The following is a 16,566-nucleotide window of genomic DNA, read 5'->3' as shown; positions in this document are numbered from 1 at the left end:
TCCCGTTCCGGCTCCCGTTCCGGCTCCCGTTCCGGCTCCCGTTCCGGCTCCCGTTCCGGCTCCCGTTCCGGCTCCCGTTCCGGCTCCCGTTCCGGCTCCCGTTCCGGCTTCGCAACCGGCCCTGGAAGCGGGCCCTTCGGTCGCGGACGATGATCCTTCGTGCACCCGTATTGACCCGCCGTCTACTGAGCAGTAGCTTCCCAGTAATCCATCTGCGGTCCGACCGGGCCCGCCCCGCTGCCGAGGGGCGGCCCACCCGGCCGGCCCGCAGAACGCTGTCCGCGCCAGGACAACGTGCCAGTGCCTGCACATCCCACCACCCTAGGGAGCACACATGGCCACGTCCGATGACGCCGCCCCCACGCCCGAAAGCACCGACGCGCCCGCCGAGTCGAGAGGGCGGGTCCGCCTCCGGCGCACCGCCCTGATGGCGGTACCGGCCGTCGTCGCCGGCGCCGTCCTGATGACCCTCACCGCGCAGGGCGTCCTCGCCGCCCAGTTCGCCATCTCCGGCATGCCGTTCACCGTCACGGCGGACAGTCTGGAGGGCGTCGGCTTCGAACAGTTCGGCAGCCTGGACCACATGATCGAGGGCAGCCCCAACGAGGGTGACACCGGCGGGCAGGTCCTGGTCGCCGTCTCGGCGATCAAGCAGGCCCAGCTCACCAAGCTCTGCCAGAGTGTCGACCTCGGCGGCATCAATCTGCTGATCAAGGCCGGCGACGACGGCACCCCCGTCACCGCCACCGACCTGACCACCGACTCGGACATGCTCTCCGGTGACGCGTCCTTCAAGAACATCGAGATCGGCGGGGACGCCAGCACCTACACCAAGGCGGGCGTCCAGGGCCTGCCGGGCGTGTTCGGGCAACAGGCCGACACCGTCACCATCAACAACCTGCGGCAGCACAACTACGCCACCACCGCGGGTGCGTTCAAGCTCCCCCACCTGCGGCTGAGCTTCAGCTCGGAGGGCTGCTGACGGTGACCGATCCTGTACCCGACGGCGCCGGCCCGGCCGGGCGGGGCGCCGATGCCGCGGAGGCCGGGGCGGCCGTCGGCGCCGGGGTGTCCGGTGCCGGCGGTGGCTCCGCTGCTCCAGGTGCTTCCGACGCTGCCGCGAGCACGGTGGCCGTCGCGCCCACACCGCCGTCGACGCCCGTGGCGTCCGCCGGTCCCGCCGGGCCGGCGCACACCGGGCGTGGCTGGCGCGCCTGGCGGGGCCGGCGGCCGTTCTGGGGCGGTCTGCTGGTGCTGCTGGGCGGCGCCGAGGTCCTCTTCACGCTGAAGGCACCGCTGCCGGTCATCCTGCACATCGGGATGCAGGGGATGGCCGGCTACCTGGTACCGGCCGTGATGGCGATCTGCGGCGTGCTGATCCTGTTCAACCCGGCCCAGCGGCTGTTCTACTCCGTGCTCGCGGTGATCAGCTCGCTGGCCAGCTGGGTCACCTCCAACCTGGGGGGCTTCCTGATCGGCATGATCCTCGGAGTGGTGGGCGCCTGCCTGACCTTCGGGTGGCTGCCCGACCAGCCCCCGCGCCGGCGCCGGCTGCGCCGCGCGACCGGGGGCGAAGCGGCCGGCCCGGCCGGAGCCTGAGCCGGGCCGGCGACGGCGCGGCGTCCCGCCTGCGGTGAAGGGAGAGCACCGGAGGCGGGGCGCCGCGCCCGTCAGGGTGCCGCCCCTGGTGCGGACGGCGGGGTCGGGAGTCCTGGACACGGGGCCCGACGAGGCCGGTGGGCCCGGTCCGCCGGGACGGCCGGTACGGCACCGTGGAACACCCGCGGCTGCCGCACAGCTGGCGGCAGTACGCGATGGGCTGCCCGCCGGGGGAAGCGGACAACGAGGTGGGGTTCGAGGTGCGCCGCAGTGGTCCGGGCGGCGTCGGCGAGGCCCTGGTCGAGCACACCGCCGTCGGCGACGCACCGCGGCGCGGCCCGCCGCGCGGCCCGCCGCTGCCCGGGGAGGAGCTACGCGACCCGCGGCCGGCCGCCACCGGTCTGCCGCCCGCCCGCGACCGCCATGGCCCGCTCCAGGGGCGGCGCTGAGCCCCGGCCCCGACCTCAGCGGAAGCAGTAGGAGTCCGAGGAGGCGTCGCCGCCCGCCAGGTGGGTCTGGTGCACCCGCAGACCGCCGAACTCCGCGCCGTGCGGGTAGATGTGCGGGTCGACGCTGAGTCCGCCCGCCTCGGTGTCCGCGTCCAGCTTGATGATCCAGGGCTCGATGCCGTCCGGGTAGAACTGGTCGTCCCAGGCGCCGTACAGCGAGTTGGTGAGGTAGAGCCGCCGGCCGTCCCGGCTGATCTCGACCATCTGCGGGCCACCGCTCAGCGGTCGGCCGGGTTCGGCCGGGTGCGGCGTCCGCGCGGCCACCCCGCCGAGCCGCACCGATCCCGCCGGGCGCGGGTGGAACGGGTCCGAGACGTCGAACTGGAACAACTCCCCGGTGCCCCAGGCGGATACGTACAACCAGCGGTCGTCCACCGACAGGTTGAGGTCCGTCACCAGCGGCGGCACCGCGCCGAACGGTTGCAGCGCCGGCGGCAGGTCCTCCGGCTTCGCCGGCTCGGCCGGTATCTCGATCACCTTGCGCGCGGTGAAGGCCGCCCCCTCCCGGTACCAGAGCCAGACCGAGGAGGAGAGGTCCTCGACGTTGGCCACCACGCCGACGAAGCCCCACTCCGCCTGCGGATCGTGCGCCGGCCGCAGCTCCAGCACCATCTGGTACTGGTCGCCGAGGTCGACCCGCTGCAGGTGCCGCCCCGAGTCGAGCTCCCAGAAGTGCAGCGCGTGCCCGTACTTGCGGCCCAGCAGCAGCTCCGGCACCACGCCGTCCTCGACCATCCACGGCGTGCCCCACTCGCTGGTGACGCCCACGTTGGTCCCCAGGTGCCACCAGACGTCGTAGGCGAAGTGCTGCGGTCCGCGCTCCGTCTCCCAGGCCCGCAGGACGTCGAAGGTGGTGTGGTCGAGCAGCGCCACCCCGCCCGGCCCGTCGGCGCCGTCCCCGCTGCCGAGGCAGGACAGGAAGACGCCGTCCGGCCCGCAGTGCAGCGTGTGCGGGCGGGAGTACCCCGCTCTGGCCGCCAGCTCCTCGGCCGGGACGGTCTTCACCAGCCGCGGCCGCACCGGGTCCGGCCGGGTGTCCATCACGTGCAGCCGGGAGGAGCGCAGCCCGGGCAGCAGCAGGTAGCGCCGCTCCGGGTTCCGGTGGCAGGCGTGCGCGAGCGCGCTGGAGCAGGCGTTCCAGCCGAAGTGGTGCAGCTCGTCACCGAGCCCCGGCAGCTCGGCGAAGTTCAGCACCCGGCCGTAGCTCGGCGAGGCCGGATCGGTGTCCACGGTGATCAGCGCGTCCGGCCGCTGCGCCGACCGGTCGAATCCGGCGACGTAGGCCAGCCGCTCCGGCGGTGCGGCGATCGCCTCCGCCGCTGTGCGGTAGAGGGAGGGGTCGTGGTGGCCCGGCTGCGGATGGTCTCCGTGCGGCATGTTCGCTCCTCAACTCGCCTCGCGGGCAAGGAAGGTGACAGTGGCCCGGGCAGCGTGCCACAGAACCGCGGGCGCACAGCAGGCGCACGGGGGGCGGAGCGGCCCGGTCCGGCCCCGCCGCGAGGCCCGCCGGCGCGGTCCGCCGGACCTTTCGCCGCGCCCGGGGGCGGCGCCCGCCGAGCAGGGCGGAGCTACTGGCCGGTATCGTCGGTGCTCCGGATGGGCGGTCCTGCCACGGCAGGCGGAGCAGAGAACGGGTACGGCGGACATGGAGTTCCGAGAAGACATCCTGGGTGCCCCCTACGAGGCGGTCGAGCTGCCGCTCGCCCCCGACGAGGAGGGCGCCGTCAGCGCCACCCTGGTACGCCGGCTCGTCCCGGGCAGCGACCGCGCGGTGCTCTACGTCCACGGGTACGTGGACTACTTCTTCCAGACCCACCTCGCCGACCACTTCGTCGAGCGCGGCTTCTCCTTCTACGCCCTCGACCTGCGCAAGTACGGCCGCTCGCTGCGCCCGCACCAGTCGCCGAACTTCGTCCGCGACCTCGCCGCCTACGACGAGGAACTCGACGCCGCGGTGCGGGTCGTCCGGGAGACCGACGGGCACCGCGAACTGCTGGTCAACGGCCATTCCACCGGCGGCCTGGTGACCGCCCTGTGGGCCGGGCGCCGCGCCGGGCGGGGCGTGGTCGACGGACTCTTCCTCAACAGCCCGTTCCTCTCGATGCCCGCCGCCCCGGCCGTCCGCACCCTCGGCGGCCCCGCCGTGCAGGCCCTCGGCCGCCTCGCCGCCACCCGCAAGCTGCCCTCCACGCTCAACCCGCACTACGTGCACAGTCTGCACCGCGACCACCGCGGCGAATGGGACTTCGACCTGGGCCTCAAGCCGGCCGAGGGCTTCCCGCTCTACGCCGGCTGGCTGGCCGCCATCGACCGCGGCCAGCGCCGCGTCCGGCGCGGGCTCGGCATCGACGTCCCCGTGCTGCTGATGGCCTCCACCGCCTCGATCGCCACCACCACCTGGCAGGCCAGGCTGCACCACGCCGACGCCGTGCTGCGGGCCGACGACATCGCCGCCCAGGGCCCGCGCCTGGGCCGGCACGTCACGATCGTGCGGATCGAGGACGGCATGCACGACCTCGTGCTGTCCGGCGAGTCCGCCCGCACCCAGGTCTTCACCGAGCTCGACCGCTGGCTCGGCGCCTACCTGCCGGCGTCCGGATGAACCCGCCGGGCCCGCACGAGGAGGAGCCGGTCCCGGTCGGGCGGCCGACCGACCTCGGGTACGCGAAGCTCATGCCCGACATCGACCGCGACGGCGGCTGGCTGCTGACCCTCGACGGCACCCCGCAGTCCTACGTCGACCTCGGCGACCCGACCCACCTGGAGTTCGAGTACACCCGGCGGATCGGCCACCTGGTCGACGCCCTCGCCCCCGCCGGGCGGCCGGTCGACGTGCTCCACCTGGGCGGCGGCGCCCTCACCCTGCCCCGCTACCTCGCCGCCACCCGCCCCGGCTCGCGCCAGCGGGTGGCCGAGGTCGACGGCCCGCTGCTCGCGTTCGTCGAGGAGCGCCTGCCGTGGCAGGGCCCGGGGGCGGACATCACGACGACGGTCGGCGACGCGCGGGCGGCCCTGGCGGCCGTGCCGGCCGGCTCGCTGGACCTCGTCGTCGCCGACGTCTTCCACGGGTCGCGCACCCCGGCGCACCTCACCTCGGTGGAGTTCCTCCGGCTGGCGGCCGCCGCGCTGCGCCCCGGCGGCTGCTACGCCGCCAACCTCGCGGACGGCCCGCCGCTCGCCTTCGCCCGCGCCCAGGCGGCGACGGTGCGCGCCGTCTTCCCGGCGGCCTGCCTGATCGCCGAGGCGCCGGTGCTGCGCGGCCGCCGCTACGGCAACATCCTGCTGGCCGGCTCCACCGGTCCGCTCCCGGTGGCCGACCTCTCGCGCCGTCTCGCCGCGGACATCTTCCCCGCCCGGCTCACCGAGGGCGCCGACCTGGCCGCCTTCACCGGCCGCACGGCGGCGGTCACCGACGCCGCGGCGACGGACTCCCCGCCGCCCCCGGACGGCGCCTTCAGCGTCGGCTGACGGGCTGCCGCGCGCCCGGCGCGCCGGAGCGCCGCGCGCCCTGGTTCACGCCCCGCGGTGTCAGAATCGGCGGGTCCGAGCCAGGAGCACGTCCGAGAGTCCGAGGGAGCGCGTGATGAGCAGCGGCGAGCGGCCCGAGCTGGGGGAAGTGCCGGAGACGGCCCTGTGGACACTCTGGCACCGGGCGGTGGAGGCCCGGCGGCCGGACACCGTGCTCGACGACCCGAAGGCCGTCGAGCTGGTCGAGCGGATCGACTTCCCCTTCGCCGAGCGCTTCGGCGCGAGCGCCCTGTCCGCCCAGCTCCAGGCGCTCCGGGCGGCCTGCTTCGACCGCGAGGTCGCCGACTTCCTGGCCCGGGAGCCGCGCGGCACCGTGGTCTGCCTGGGCGAGGGGCTGGAGACCCAGTACTGGCGGGTCGACAACGGGCGGGCCCGGTGGCTCACCGTGGACCTGCCCGAGTCGGTGGCCCTGCGCGAGCAACTGCTCCCGCCCGGCCCGCGCCAGCGCTACCTGGCGGCCGATGCCACCGAGCTGGGCTGGACCGAGGAGGTGGACCGCGACCAGGCGGTCCTGATCACCACCCAGGGCTTGCTGATGTACCTCCCGCCGCCCCGGGTGAAGGCCCTGATCGCGGGCTGCGCCGAACGCTTCCCCGGCGGCTCGCTGGTGCTGGACGCCGTACCTCGCTGGTTCAGCCGGCTCACCCTGACCGGGAGGATGCGCTCCCACGACTACGAGCCGCCGCCGATGCCGTGGGCGATGGACGCCCGCGAGCGGGGCGGGCTGCGCACCGCGAGTCCGGCGGTGGCCGCGGTGCGCGACGTCCGGCCGGTCGGCGCCCGAGGCCTGCTCGGGGTCCTCCTCCCGCTCGCCCTCACCGTCCCACCGCTGGCCACCCACCGGCCCTCGGTCACCGTCCTGGACTTCGCCGGGCAGCCGTAGCCGGCGGGATCCCCCGGTGGATCAGGAGGGGCCTCGGCACCAGCCAGGCGCCTTGGCCCTGCGCCGTCGCCGGTGTGAGACGCCGTCAGGCCCGCCCCCGGGTGGGGGCGGGCCTGACGGCGCCGGGGTGACCCGGGATCAGTCGGAGGGCTCGACGTCGATGTCGACGCGTTCCTGGTAGAAGGCGATCAGCCCGGCGAGGGCCTCCATGCCGCTCAGCGGGACGGGGTAGGACCAGGCGATGGAGCCGCCCTCGCCGTGGGAGGCGAGCGCGTAGTGCACGGCGTTGCCCTTGTAGGGGCAGTAGGTGCTCTCCCAGGAGGGGGCGAGCAGTTCGCGGCGCACGTCCTCGGGCGGGATGTAGTAGCGGACGGGGTAGCGGCCCTCCAGGACCACGATCGGCCGCTGGCTGTCGGCGAGCACGGTGTCACCGGCGCGCACGACGATCCGGCCGCGTCCGGGCTCCACCAGGATGCCGGCGTTGATGTGGTGCACGGAGCCGGCGGCGGAGAGGTCCGGGGCGGCGCCGGGCCGGGTGCCGTGGTCGGAGCGCTGGTCAGCCATGGGACACCGCCGGGCTCTGGACGGTGCCCGCCGCGCCCGCGCCGCCCGCGGTGCCGCCGGGTGGCGGTGCGGCGGCGGGGGTGCGGGCTTCGGCGAAGCGCGCCCACAGGGCCACGCCCGCCCCGACCGCGCAGAGCACCGCGGCGACCAGGACGGCGTGGTCGGTCCCGGCGGCCATCGCGTAGCGCGGCCCGCGGTCGTCGGTGGCCTGGCCGGCGACGGTCAGCGTGATGGCGACGCCGAGGGCCGAACCCAGGTAGCGGGCGGTGTTGTTGGCGCCCGAACCCATGGCCGCGCGGTCGGCGGGCACGCTGCTGACGGCCAGCCGGGCGAGGGCCGCGTTGAGGACGCCGCTGCCGACGCCGGCGAGCACCAGGCCGGGGGCGAAGTGCGTCCAGGAGCCGTCGGGGGTCATGCCGTAGAGGGCGGCCTCACCGATGCCGCACAGCAGCAGGGAGGCGGCGACCTGGGTGGTGGCGGACATCCGGTTGGCGAGGCGGCGGGCCTGGAGGGCGGAGACGACGGACAGGCCGGACCAGATCGCGAGCACCAGGGAGGCCACCAGGGGGGTCTCCCCGGCGGACTTCTGGAGGGCCATCGGCAGGTAGCTCATCAGGCCGACGATGGCCAGGCCGGTGAACAGCGCGCCGCCGCTGGAGGCGATGAAGCCGGGGCTGCGGAACAGCGCGAGGTCGAGCATCGGTTCGGCGGTCCTGGCCTCGACCAGGACGAACAGCACGAGCAGCAGCACGCCGAGGCCGAGCAGGAGCAGGACGGGGGTGCGGCCCCAGCCGTGCCGGCCCTCGGCGAGGCCGGCGATGAGGCAGGAGGCACCGGCGCCGAGGGTGGCGACGCCCAGCAGGTCGAGCTTGCGGGGCCGGTCGTTGCGGGACTCCTGCAAGCCGTACGCGGTGAGCGCGATCAGCAGGGCGGACAGCACCGAGAGCACCCAGTACACCGAGCGCCAGCCGCCGGCGCGCTCCAGCAGCGCCGCGTAGACCGGGCCGACGGCGATGCCCAGGCCCACCGAGGCGCCCCACATGCCGAGCGCCCGCACCCGGCCGGGGCCGACCGGGTAGACGTGGCCGATCAGGCCGAGGGTGGGGGCGAGCACGGCCGCCGCGGCACAGCCCTGGAGGACGCGGCCGATCAGGAACACGGTGGGGCCGGTGGCGGCCGCGGAGACGGCGGTGGAGATCAGGAGCAGCACCGCGCCGGCGCCGAAGACCCGCTTGCGGCCGTAGTCGTCGGCGGCACTGCCCATGGTGAGGAGCAGGGCGGCCAGGCCGACCAGGGTGCCGGTGAGCACCCAGGTCTGGGCGGAGGAGCCGAGGCCGAGGTCGGCGGCGGTGGGCGACAGGGTGGTGAGCGGGGAGGTGTAGTCGACGAGGACGAGGAGGGTGCCGAAGGCGGCGATCGAGAGGGTGAGGGCCGGGCGGCGGCCCTGGGGCGGCGGGCTGGGCGTCATCGGGGTGGTCCTCGCTGCGATGAGAGGTGGGAGAGGGTCCGATCTAAGGTCTGTTCATTGAACTCAACTGAATCTATCACGCCGGGTTCGGTGAAGGAACCTTCGGCTAGACTGGTCCGCATGGCGCTCGGAACCGATTACGCACAGCAGGACTGCTCGCTCGCCCGGGCGCTGGAGGTGGTGGGGGAGCGCTGGAGTCTGCTGATCGTCCGCGACGCCTTCTACGGGGTCCACCGCTTCAACGACTTCCTCGCTCACCTCGACATCCCGCGTGCGGTCCTCACCAGCCGTCTGCAGGCCCTGGTGGCCGCGGGCGTGCTGCACAAGGAGCCCTACCAGAGCTCCCCGGTGCGCTACGGCTACGTCCTGACGGCGGCCGGGCGCGAGCTGTGGCAGCCGATCTACGGGCTGGCGCAGTGGGGGGAGCGCAACGCCTCCAGCGGCGGGCCGCGCACGGTCTTCAGCCACGCGGCCTGCGGGACGCGGCTCGACCCGCTGGGCGCCTGCCCGGTGTGCGGCGGGGTGGTCGCTCCCGAGCACATCACGATGCAGCCGGGCCCGAGCGCCCAGGCCCGGCTGCGCCAGGACCCGGTCTCGCGCGCGCTGGCCAAGCCGCACCGGCTGTTGACGCTGGTGTCGCCCGACGCGGACTGACCCGCCGGCCCGGCGCACGCGCGAACGCCCGCCCGCCCGGCCCCGGAGGGCTGGGCAGGCGGGTCCGTCCGGCGTCGGCCGCGCCCGCGCGGCCCGGCAGGGCGGCAACGGCGAGGTCCGGGGTTTGGGGTTCAGGGTCAGCGCGGCTCGGCGACCAGCAGGCGGCTGTCCAGCGGCAGGTCGTGGACCGCCGCGAGGGTGAAGCCGGCCCGCTCCAGCAGGCCGGAGTACTCCGCGGTGCTGCGCTCGAAGCCGCCGGCGATGGCGAGCATGTGGACGTCGAACCAGGCGGCCAGGGACGGGGTGCCGTCCTCGGGGATGACGCGCTCGATGATCAACAGGGCGCCGTCGGCGGTGACGGCCTCGCGGATGCGCTCCAGCACCCGGACGCACGCCTCGTCGTCGCGTCCGTGCAGGACGCGCGAGAGCAGGTAGACGTCACTGCCGGCGGGGACCTTCTCGTAGTAGTCGCCGCTCTCGAAGCCGATGCGGTCGGCGTCGGGGGAGTCGGCGAGCTCCGTGCGGGCGGCTTCGATGACGTGCGCGGTGTCGAACAGGACGCCGGACAGGGCGGGGTGGGCGCGCAGCACGGTGGTGAGCAGGGCGCCGTTGCCGCCGGCTATGTCGACGACGGTACGGGCGCGGGAGAAGTCGTAGAGGGCGGGGACGGGCTCGAAGAAGGAGGAACTGGCGGCCATCGCCCGGTCGAAGCGGGCGGTGAGCTCGGGGGTGCGGGCGAAGTAGGGGTACATGGCGGCGCCGTGGACGTGTTCGAAGGCGTTCTCGCCGGTGCGCACGGTGTGCAGCAACTGGCCCCAGCCGGCGTAGAACTCGTCGCCGTAGAGCAGGGCGAGGTCGCGCATGGAGCCGTGCTCCTCGGTGCGCAGGGTGCGGCCCAGGTCGGTGGTCCGGTAGCGGCCGTCGGCGTCGGTGGCCAGCACGTCGAGCTCGACGAGGAAGCGCAGCAGCCGGGTCAGCGAGGGCTGGTGGGTGTCGGTGCGCTCGGCGAGTTCGGCGGCGGTGGCGGGCTCGGCGGCCAGGAGGTCGGCCAGGCCCAGGGTGGCGGCGGTGTGCACGGCCTGGGTGGCCCAGGGGCCGATGAGCAGGTCCATCATGCGGCGGGCGGCGGTGTCGGTCATCGTGGGGACTCTCCTGCGATCGGGGTAAGGGGGCCGGAGGGACGTGTGGTCAGGCGAGGGCGAGAGCACGGCGGCGCAGGTTCTCCACGCCGGTGTGCAGGCAGCCGCGGGCGATGGCGTCGCCCTGGATGAGGGTGCGGGAACCGACGTGGGGCCGGGCGCCGATGGCGGTGACCCACTGGACGGACTCGACCGGGGGGCCGTAGGAGAAGCGGCCGCGGTGGGCGGTGCCCCCGGAGTCGAGCAGGCGGAAGGAGACCTCGGCGACGTCGAGGCCGCCGGTGGTGTAGGGCTCGCCCTGCGCGTCGGGGATGACGTGGGGGCGGGCCCCGCCGGTCTCGATCAGGCGGCGCAGCAGCGGATCGGTGGCGCGGCGCACGTCGGTGAGGGCGAGGTGGGCCTCCAGGAGGGCCTCGGTGGCCAGCGGAGCCTCGTCGACGAAGGGGGAGGAGACGAGGAAGCGCCCGGTGGCCTCGTCGGCCTCGACCTTCATGCGCGGGCCGACCAGGTGGACGGTTCCGGCGCGCACGAGGGCGTCGAGCTCCTCGACGCGGGCGGTGGGGGGGCCGCTGGCGATGTAGTTGTTGAGCCCGCTGAACCAGCGGTCCACGTGGTCGCGGTAGGAGCCGCCGCGCAGGCCCTGGTGGGATATCACCTGGCGGATCTCGTCCCGCAGGTCGCGCATGATGGCGGCGGTGGCCTTGAAGGGGCTGCGGGCCGGGCCCATGGCGGACTGCTCGAGGTCCCAGCCCAGGCGGCCGGTGATCCAGTCCCGGTAGGCGGCGCGGTCGGCGAAGCGGCGCTCCAGGCTGGGGCGGTCGACCTGGTCCCAGTCCCAGTGCTGGTCGGGGTCCTCGAACCGGTCGGTGATCAGCTGCCGCATGGCGGGGGTGTCCCAGTCCAGGTCGGCGTAGGCGGCCAGGAAGCCCTCGCGCTCGGCCTCGGGCGCGTCGGCGAGGCGGCTGCGGTAGTAGACGTAGCCGACCTCCTTGGCGATGTAGGGCCACAGGTCGGCGCGGAAGTCCAGTTCGCCCCGGCCGGCGGCGCGGCGCAGGCGGGTGATGACCTCGCCGGTGAGGAAGCGCGGCTGGTAGCGGGGGACGACCTCCAGGTGCACCTCGGCGCGGGCGAGGTAGGGCACGCCGCGCCCCGAGCCGGCGTACAGCAGCGGTTCGCGGCCGGACGGGTGGTAGTGCAGCACGCCGTCCCCGTCGCGCTCGAAGCGTCCGCCGCGGCCCTGGGTGAAGAGGGTCACGTAGTCGTAGAAGCTGAGGCCCAGGCCGCGTAGCACCAGGGGCCGGCCGGCCGGGATGGCGTCGAGGTCGCATTCGGCGGGGCTGAGGGGTTCGCGGTACAGCAGGCCGTGGCGGTCGGCGAAGTCCTTCAGGTCCTGCTGGCCCTTGGTCGGGGCGACGTCGAAGTGGCCCTGGGCGAGGACGACGGCGTCGCACTCCAGGGGCTGCTCCTCGCCGTCCAGGTACAGGAGTTGGGTGCCGCGGTCGGTGTCGTCGACGGCGGTGGCGCGGGTGGCGTGGACGTGGACGGTGACCTGGGCGGGGGCGGTGCGGATGATCTCCTGCAGGGCCCAGCGCAGGTAGGCGCCGTTGAAGGCGCGGCTGCCGTAGGACCAGGGCAGCATGCCGGAGGCCTCCTGGCGTTCGGCGTCGGTGACGTCGGTGACGCGGCCCTCGGCGACCAGGCGGGCGAACTGGTACTGGGTGGGGCCGGGCAGGATGGGGCCCTCGCAGGGGACGGACTCGTCGGTGAAGACGGTGACGTCGGAGGCGACGGTGTTCATCAGCAGGGAGCGGTCCTGGTCGCGTCGCCAGACGCGGCCGCCGCCGGCGGGGTACGGGTCGATGAGGTGCACCTCGACGGGGACCGTGGGCGCCACCAGCGCGGCGTTGGCGCACAGCCGCTCCAGGGCGACGACGCCGCGCGGTCCGGCGCCCACGATCCCGACACGGAGGATGGCTTGGCTGGTGGTCACAGGGCGGGTTCCTTTCCCGGGGTGGAGGTGGCGCTGTCGGCGGCGGCGTCCTGGGGGAGTTCGCCGAACAGCAGGGGGAAGTAGTCGATGTCGCGGCGCAGGGCCTGGAAGAGCTCCGCGCCGGGCAGCTCGGTGGTGCCGGCGCCGGGGCGGGCGGGGCCGTCGAGCAGCCGGCGGTTGCGTTCGGTGCTGGCGCGGGAGAGCGGCAGGCGGCCGGGGGAGTGGTAGCGCACGGCGCCGTCGCGGTCGCGGCGCGGGATGACCTCGGAGCGGGCGTGGCGGCTGGCGCTGAAAGGGATGTCGAGGCGGCCGGCGGCGAAGGCGGTGACGATCGCGCTGTCCAACCGCGGGGCGGCCAGGACGGGTTCCACGATCTCGGCGGTCTCGCGCAGGATCCACTCCAGTTCCTCGTCGACGGCGCCCTCGTCGACGGTGATGAAGTCGAGCAGGGGGGAGCGGGCGACGGCGGCCAGGCGCAGCCCGGCGGCGTTGGCGGCGGCGTCGGGGATGCCGTGGGCCTCCTGGTAGGTCTTGGTGATGAGCTTGGAGGCGCCGCCCAGGCGGGCGGTGATGGCGCCGTAGAAGATGAGGTCGTCGGCGTGGTGGCGCCGGCGGGGGAAGACGCCCATGAACTCGTGGAGCACGGCGTGGACGTCGAGGCCGGCGGGCAGGTAGCGGGCGGCCAGGACGGGCACGGCGCGCAGGGCGGCGATGTCCTGGGCGAGGTGGCCGCTCTGCGGGTAGGAGACGCTGATGCACCGCACGCCCGCCGCGGCCGCGGCGACGGCCTCCAGCACGCTGATGGCCAGGCTGATGGACGGCGGGATCAGGACCGCGGTGAGGGTGCCGAACAGCTCCCGGTCCATGACCACGCCCAGGTGCGCGAGTTCGCCGCAGAGCTGGTCGACCTCGGTCCAGGCGGCCAGCGAGTCGGCGAGGGGCACGTCCTTGGAGTAGGGCAGGTTGTAGGAGATGCCGCCGCCCTCGAAGGAGGTGATGCCGCAGGCCACGGCGGTGGCGAAGAGCTCGCGCGGGTCGGGGGAGCCGTGCCGGATCTCCAGCGGGACGGCGACCAGTTCGTTCAGCTCCCGTCCGCGCTGCCAGCCGTGGGTGACCAGCGGATAGCCGTTGAGGGTGCGGTGGTCGGTGCGCAGGGCCCGGGCGGCGTGCTCGAAGCGGCGCAGCCGGGTGTGCGAGTCGATGGTGAGGGTGAGCAGGTCGGGCCGGCCTTCGGTCTCCAGCTCCTTGAGCAGGACGGCCATTTCGCGGTGCCCGCCGACCCCGCAGCGCGGCTGCAGGGCGGTGCGTCCGCTGGTCCGGGCGCGGGCCAGCACCTCGGCGGCAGTGGGCTTGCCGAGTTGGGTGATGTAGGCCGCCGACTCCTCCAGGGTGGGCGGCGCGGGGGCGGTGGGCACGGGGGTCACCGGGCGGCGGCGGCCGGGACGCGGTCGGACGCGGTGGGGGCGTGCAGGGCGTCGAGGGTGGGGACGAGGTCGGCGGCGCTGGCGAGCACGCGGTCGACGCCCAGGTCGTAGAGGCGGGTGACGGAGGACTCGTCCTTGACGCTGCCGACCGAGAGGTTGCCGCCGACCACGACCGGACAGTGGATGCGGCCGGAGCGCTTGGCCTCGGCGAGGCCGTGCAGGTCCTCGTGGATCTGTCCGTTGAGGCTGCCGATGAGGACGGCCTCGGCCTGCGGGTGGCGCTCGCACGCGTCGGCGAACTCGTCGACCGGGGTGCAGGTGCCGAGGTTGACGACGGTGAAGCCGTCGGCGCGCAGGGCGTGGGCGATCAGGTGGTTGGCGACGGCGTGGCTGTCGCTGGCCGCGACGCCGAGGATCACCAGGCGGCCGCCGCGTTCGGGGGCGCCGGTCGGACGGGTGGGCAGGGGCATGGGCGTGGGCATGGGGAACCGCCTATCCGTGGAGTGCGGGCGGGTACGGGGTGGTGTGTGGGGCGGAGCGACCCGAGGGCCTGACGGTCGTCGGGTGCGGGCGCCCGGTCAGTCGTCGAACGCGGCGAACAGCTCGCGCTTGCTGACCGAGCGGATGCGGGCGACGTCGAACTCCTCCGGGTCGGCCGCCGAGAGCGAGTCGAAGACCCGGTTGATCGCGGCGACCAGGCCCCACTCGGCCGTGTAGGCCGGCCAGTTGCGGTGGCCGTCGACGAGGTCCTGCTGGCGGGCGAAGATGTAGTCGTGCCACTGCCGGCTGGCGGGGTAGCGGTGGTGGTAGTCGTGCACGACGGTGTCGCCCGTCAACACCAGGTAGCGGGTCGGGAAGTGCACCAGCGCCATCCGGCCGCTCCAGCGCAGCCAGCGCAGCGCGGCGGTGGCTGCGGGCAGGCCGGGGGCGGGCGCCGCCTCACCGATGAAGATCGCGTTGGTCAGGCTCCCGAAGTACTCGCGGCCGCGGCGCACCGTGGTTCCGGGCGCGGGGAAGGTGTGCTTCACGCACAGCCGCAGCGTGTTGCTGATCTGGTAGAGCACGCCGACCGGCACGAACCAGACCACCAGCACGGCCGGCCAGGCCCCCAGCAGCACGGCCGCGACCCCGCCGCCGCCGTACAGGGCGAGGGCGACGGCCTTCTCGGCGGCGGCGCCGTTGTGCCAGAAGGAGCGCACCCGGGAGATCGCGAAGGCCAGGTGGAACCGGGGCGAGACGGCCTTGAGCAGCACCCTGCGCCACATCCGGCGCCGGGTCATGCCCGGGTGCAGGTCGAGGCTGATGAGGAAGGCCTGGACGGTGGGGTCGCGCAACGTCATGTGGTGCACGGCATGGTGGTCGGCGACATGCTCGCGGCTGTAGCGCTCGAAGTTCTGGATCACCAGGAGGGCTGAGATGACGTTGCCGATGGCGGTGTCCAGCCGGCGGTGTCCGAACATGTTCCGGTGCGAGCACTGGTGGTAGATCATCATCCGCAGGTTCCGCTGGCCGTGCAGGGTCATCGCCCAGCCGGGAAGCAGCAGGAGCAGGAACCAGCTGCCCAGGACGAGGCCGGTGGCCGAGACCGCGGCGCCGGCCAGCACGGACAGCGAGGCGGTGGCCAGGTGGAAGCCGGGTGACAGGGCCACCGGGCCTTGGCCGGCCAGTGGGCGCCCGGTCAGGAAGGTGAGCGGCAGCTGGAGCGGGCCGGGCAGGCGCCGCATGCTCTCGCGCACCGGGTCGGCGGCCGTCTCGTCGCCGGGCGTCTCGTCGCCGGCCGGGCGTGCTGCGGCGGCCGCCTTCGCCGCGGCGGTGGTGCGCGGTGCGGTGGTGCCCTGTGGTGCGGCGGTGGTGCGCGGTGCGGTGGTGCCCTGTGGTGCGGCGGTGGTGCGCGGTGCGGTGGTGCCCTGTGGTGCGGCGGTGGTGCGCGGTGCGTCGTCGGAGTCGGTGTGGCGCGTCGTCGGAGAGTGCGACGCGGTGTTGCCAGGTCTCATGGCGGGCGTGCCTTTCTGCCGGGCGGCGGCATGACGCTTCGCCCGCTCCACCCCGTGGTGCGCACGGGCATGGCGGAGCGGGGCACGGCGATGGTCGTGAAACCGCTGTTCGAACAGCACACAGGTCTGGACAACGGGATGGCGCGAGGAAATGCCCGGCCCACGGCCGGTAGGGCCGGATGAACCGGGAGGAACGCGGGGGCGGCCCGAGGGTGGACGTCCCAGGCGGCGGGCGGCGGGCGGCGCGGCGCCATAGTGGCGCAACCTTGTCATGTCGCCTGCGGTCAGTGCGGCTTTACGCTAACCACGGCTCTCGGATCAAGTCAAGCGGCATCCGAGTGGCGAGTGACATTCCGTCAGCTCTGGTCAGTGCGAACGCGAATGGGTTACGCTCGCCAGAACTGGTGAACGAACCTGACTGGCAATCAGGGAGTGACTCCGCCGGCGGCCGAGGGAACGCGACGGGGTCCATTCTGATGCCTGGTGGTACGCAAGGTGCCCCCACCTGGGGGTTTCCATAGGGGGAAGGAACTCACAGTGCAGACCATGCGACAGCCCTGTGGTCGAACCGGATCCACGGCCGCGGCCGGCGCCTTCCGTGCGCCGGTCACCAGATCCAGACACCTCGCGAACCCAGCGCTCTCCGCCCGCGCCGTCCGCGGCCATGTCCGGCCCCGCGCCTGCGCACCCGGCGGCAGACGGCGGCTGCACGACATCTGCGCGCACCAGTGGTCATGAAGGGTCAGCAGGTCCCCGTTGCGCGCCTCCTCGACGAAGGACGGCGCGCGTTCGTGGTCACCGTCCATCCGGCGCG

Annotated in this window: 15 protein-coding genes; 7 read left to right on the top strand and 8 right to left on the bottom strand. The window is 74.2% G+C overall.

Going from position 1 to position 16,566, the window contains the following annotated elements:
* Positions 1–334: 334 nt before the first annotated feature.
* The 3 genes from ABZ497_RS23350 (at position 335) to ABZ497_RS23340 (ending at position 2,048) form a co-directional block, all read left to right on the top strand.
* The gene (locus ABZ497_RS23350; RefSeq protein ID WP_352292928.1) at positions 335–982 is read left to right on the top strand and encodes a DUF6230 family protein; all 648 of its coding nucleotides are present in this window, start codon (positions 335–337) and stop codon (positions 980–982) included.
* Between the two features lie 179 nt (positions 983–1,161).
* Positions 1,162–1,599, top strand: a complete 438-nt coding sequence (locus ABZ497_RS23345) for a DUF6114 domain-containing protein (protein ID WP_359808006.1) — start codon at positions 1,162–1,164, stop codon at positions 1,597–1,599.
* Positions 1,600–1,772: 173 nt separating this feature from the next.
* Positions 1,773–2,048: a hypothetical protein gene (locus tag ABZ497_RS23340; protein WP_359807997.1), complete on the top strand. Its 276-nt coding sequence runs from the start codon at positions 1,773–1,775 to the stop codon at positions 2,046–2,048.
* Positions 2,049–2,063: 15 nt separating this feature from the next.
* On the opposite strand, the gene ABZ497_RS23335 is transcribed toward ABZ497_RS23340, so the two are convergent.
* A complete protein-coding gene (locus ABZ497_RS23335) occupies positions 2,064–3,485 on the bottom strand; it encodes a selenium-binding protein SBP56-related protein (RefSeq protein WP_359807995.1) in 1,422 nt (473 codons plus the stop codon).
* A 268-nt stretch (positions 3,486–3,753) separates the two neighbouring features.
* Between ABZ497_RS23335 and ABZ497_RS23330 the strand changes: the two genes are divergently transcribed.
* From ABZ497_RS23330 to ABZ497_RS23320, 3 genes are all read left to right on the top strand, one after another.
* Positions 3,754–4,710 carry an alpha/beta hydrolase gene (locus ABZ497_RS23330; RefSeq protein ID WP_352292934.1) on the top strand — a complete coding sequence of 319 codons (957 nt, stop codon included), beginning with the start codon at positions 3,754–3,756 and terminating at the stop codon, positions 4,708–4,710.
* 71 nt (positions 4,711–4,781) lie between these two features.
* Positions 4,782–5,576 (top strand): fused MFS/spermidine synthase, encoded by a 795-nt coding sequence (locus ABZ497_RS23325; RefSeq protein WP_359807993.1) that lies wholly within the window; start codon positions 4,782–4,784, stop codon positions 5,574–5,576.
* A 115-nt stretch (positions 5,577–5,691) separates the two neighbouring features.
* Positions 5,692–6,519, top strand: coding sequence for a class I SAM-dependent methyltransferase (locus ABZ497_RS23320; protein WP_352292938.1), 828 nt, complete (start codon positions 5,692–5,694; stop codon positions 6,517–6,519).
* A gap of 138 nt (positions 6,520–6,657) precedes the next feature.
* Here ABZ497_RS23320 and ABZ497_RS23315 read toward each other — a convergent pair whose 3' ends face one another.
* Positions 6,658–7,083: a DUF427 domain-containing protein gene (locus ABZ497_RS23315; RefSeq protein ID WP_359807991.1), complete on the bottom strand. Its 426-nt coding sequence runs from the start codon at positions 7,081–7,083 to the stop codon at positions 6,658–6,660.
* Entirely contained in the window at positions 7,076–8,551 is a 1,476-nt protein-coding gene (locus ABZ497_RS23310) for an MFS transporter (protein ID WP_359807989.1), read from the bottom strand. Before ABZ497_RS23310 ends, ABZ497_RS23315 begins: the two co-directional genes overlap by 8 nt.
* Positions 8,552–8,671: 120 nt before the next feature.
* Here ABZ497_RS23310 and ABZ497_RS23305 point away from each other — a divergent pair, with 120 nt between their 5' ends.
* Positions 8,672–9,205 (top strand): helix-turn-helix domain-containing protein, encoded by a 534-nt coding sequence (locus tag ABZ497_RS23305; protein ID WP_329486093.1) that lies wholly within the window; start codon positions 8,672–8,674, stop codon positions 9,203–9,205.
* 137 nt (positions 9,206–9,342) lie between these two features.
* On the opposite strand, the gene ABZ497_RS23300 is transcribed toward ABZ497_RS23305, so the two are convergent.
* From ABZ497_RS23300 to ABZ497_RS23280, 5 genes are all read right to left on the bottom strand, one after another.
* Positions 9,343–10,344 (bottom strand): methyltransferase, encoded by a 1,002-nt coding sequence (locus ABZ497_RS23300; RefSeq protein WP_359807987.1) that lies wholly within the window; start codon positions 10,342–10,344, stop codon positions 9,343–9,345.
* A gap of 49 nt (positions 10,345–10,393) precedes the next feature.
* Positions 10,394–12,334, bottom strand: a complete 1,941-nt coding sequence (locus tag ABZ497_RS23295) for an FAD/NAD(P)-binding protein (protein WP_359807985.1) — start codon at positions 12,332–12,334, stop codon at positions 10,394–10,396.
* A complete protein-coding gene (locus ABZ497_RS23290) occupies positions 12,331–13,749 on the bottom strand; it encodes a methylaspartate mutase (protein ID WP_359807983.1) in 1,419 nt (472 codons plus the stop codon). Before ABZ497_RS23290 ends, ABZ497_RS23295 begins: the two co-directional genes overlap by 4 nt.
* Positions 13,750–13,754: 5 nt before the next feature.
* Positions 13,755–14,240: a cobalamin-dependent protein gene (locus ABZ497_RS23285; protein ID WP_329486088.1), complete on the bottom strand. Its 486-nt coding sequence runs from the start codon at positions 14,238–14,240 to the stop codon at positions 13,755–13,757.
* Between the two features lie 96 nt (positions 14,241–14,336).
* Positions 14,337–15,752 carry a fatty acid desaturase gene (locus ABZ497_RS23280; RefSeq protein ID WP_359807981.1) on the bottom strand — a complete coding sequence of 472 codons (1,416 nt, stop codon included), beginning with the start codon at positions 15,750–15,752 and terminating at the stop codon, positions 14,337–14,339.
* Positions 15,753–16,566: the final 814 nt, after the last annotated feature.

This window comes from Kitasatospora sp. NPDC005751, from assembly GCF_040630835.1.
In the GTDB taxonomy this organism is placed as follows: domain Bacteria; phylum Actinomycetota; class Actinomycetes; order Streptomycetales; family Streptomycetaceae; genus Kitasatospora.
This window is presented reverse-complemented; position numbering and strand designations above follow the sequence as displayed.

Bases quoted from the DNA above. Each gene is read 5' to 3' on its own strand.
- ABZ497_RS23350 (WP_352292928.1), top strand. From the start codon at position 335: ATGGCCACGTCCGATGACGCCGCCCCCACGCCCGAAAGCACCGACGCG.
- ABZ497_RS23335 (WP_359807995.1), bottom strand. From the start codon at position 3,485: ATGCCGCACGGAGACCATCCGCAGCCGGGCCACCACGACCCCTCCCTC.
- ABZ497_RS23330 (WP_352292934.1), top strand. From the start codon at position 3,754: ATGGAGTTCCGAGAAGACATCCTGGGTGCCCCCTACGAGGCGGTCGAG.
- ABZ497_RS23325 (WP_359807993.1), top strand. From the start codon at position 4,782: ATGCCCGACATCGACCGCGACGGCGGCTGGCTGCTGACCCTCGACGGC.
- ABZ497_RS23320 (WP_352292938.1), top strand. From the start codon at position 5,692: ATGAGCAGCGGCGAGCGGCCCGAGCTGGGGGAAGTGCCGGAGACGGCC.
- ABZ497_RS23315 (WP_359807991.1), bottom strand. From the start codon at position 7,083: ATGGCTGACCAGCGCTCCGACCACGGCACCCGGCCCGGCGCCGCCCCG.
- ABZ497_RS23310 (WP_359807989.1), bottom strand. From the start codon at position 8,551: ATGACGCCCAGCCCGCCGCCCCAGGGCCGCCGCCCGGCCCTCACCCTC.
- ABZ497_RS23305 (WP_329486093.1), top strand. From the start codon at position 8,672: ATGGCGCTCGGAACCGATTACGCACAGCAGGACTGCTCGCTCGCCCGG.
- ABZ497_RS23300 (WP_359807987.1), bottom strand. From the start codon at position 10,344: ATGACCGACACCGCCGCCCGCCGCATGATGGACCTGCTCATCGGCCCC.
- ABZ497_RS23285 (WP_329486088.1), bottom strand. From the start codon at position 14,240: ATGCCCACGCCCATGCCCCTGCCCACCCGTCCGACCGGCGCCCCCGAA.
- ABZ497_RS23280 (WP_359807981.1), bottom strand. From the start codon at position 15,752: ATGAGACCTGGCAACACCGCGTCGCACTCTCCGACGACGCGCCACACC.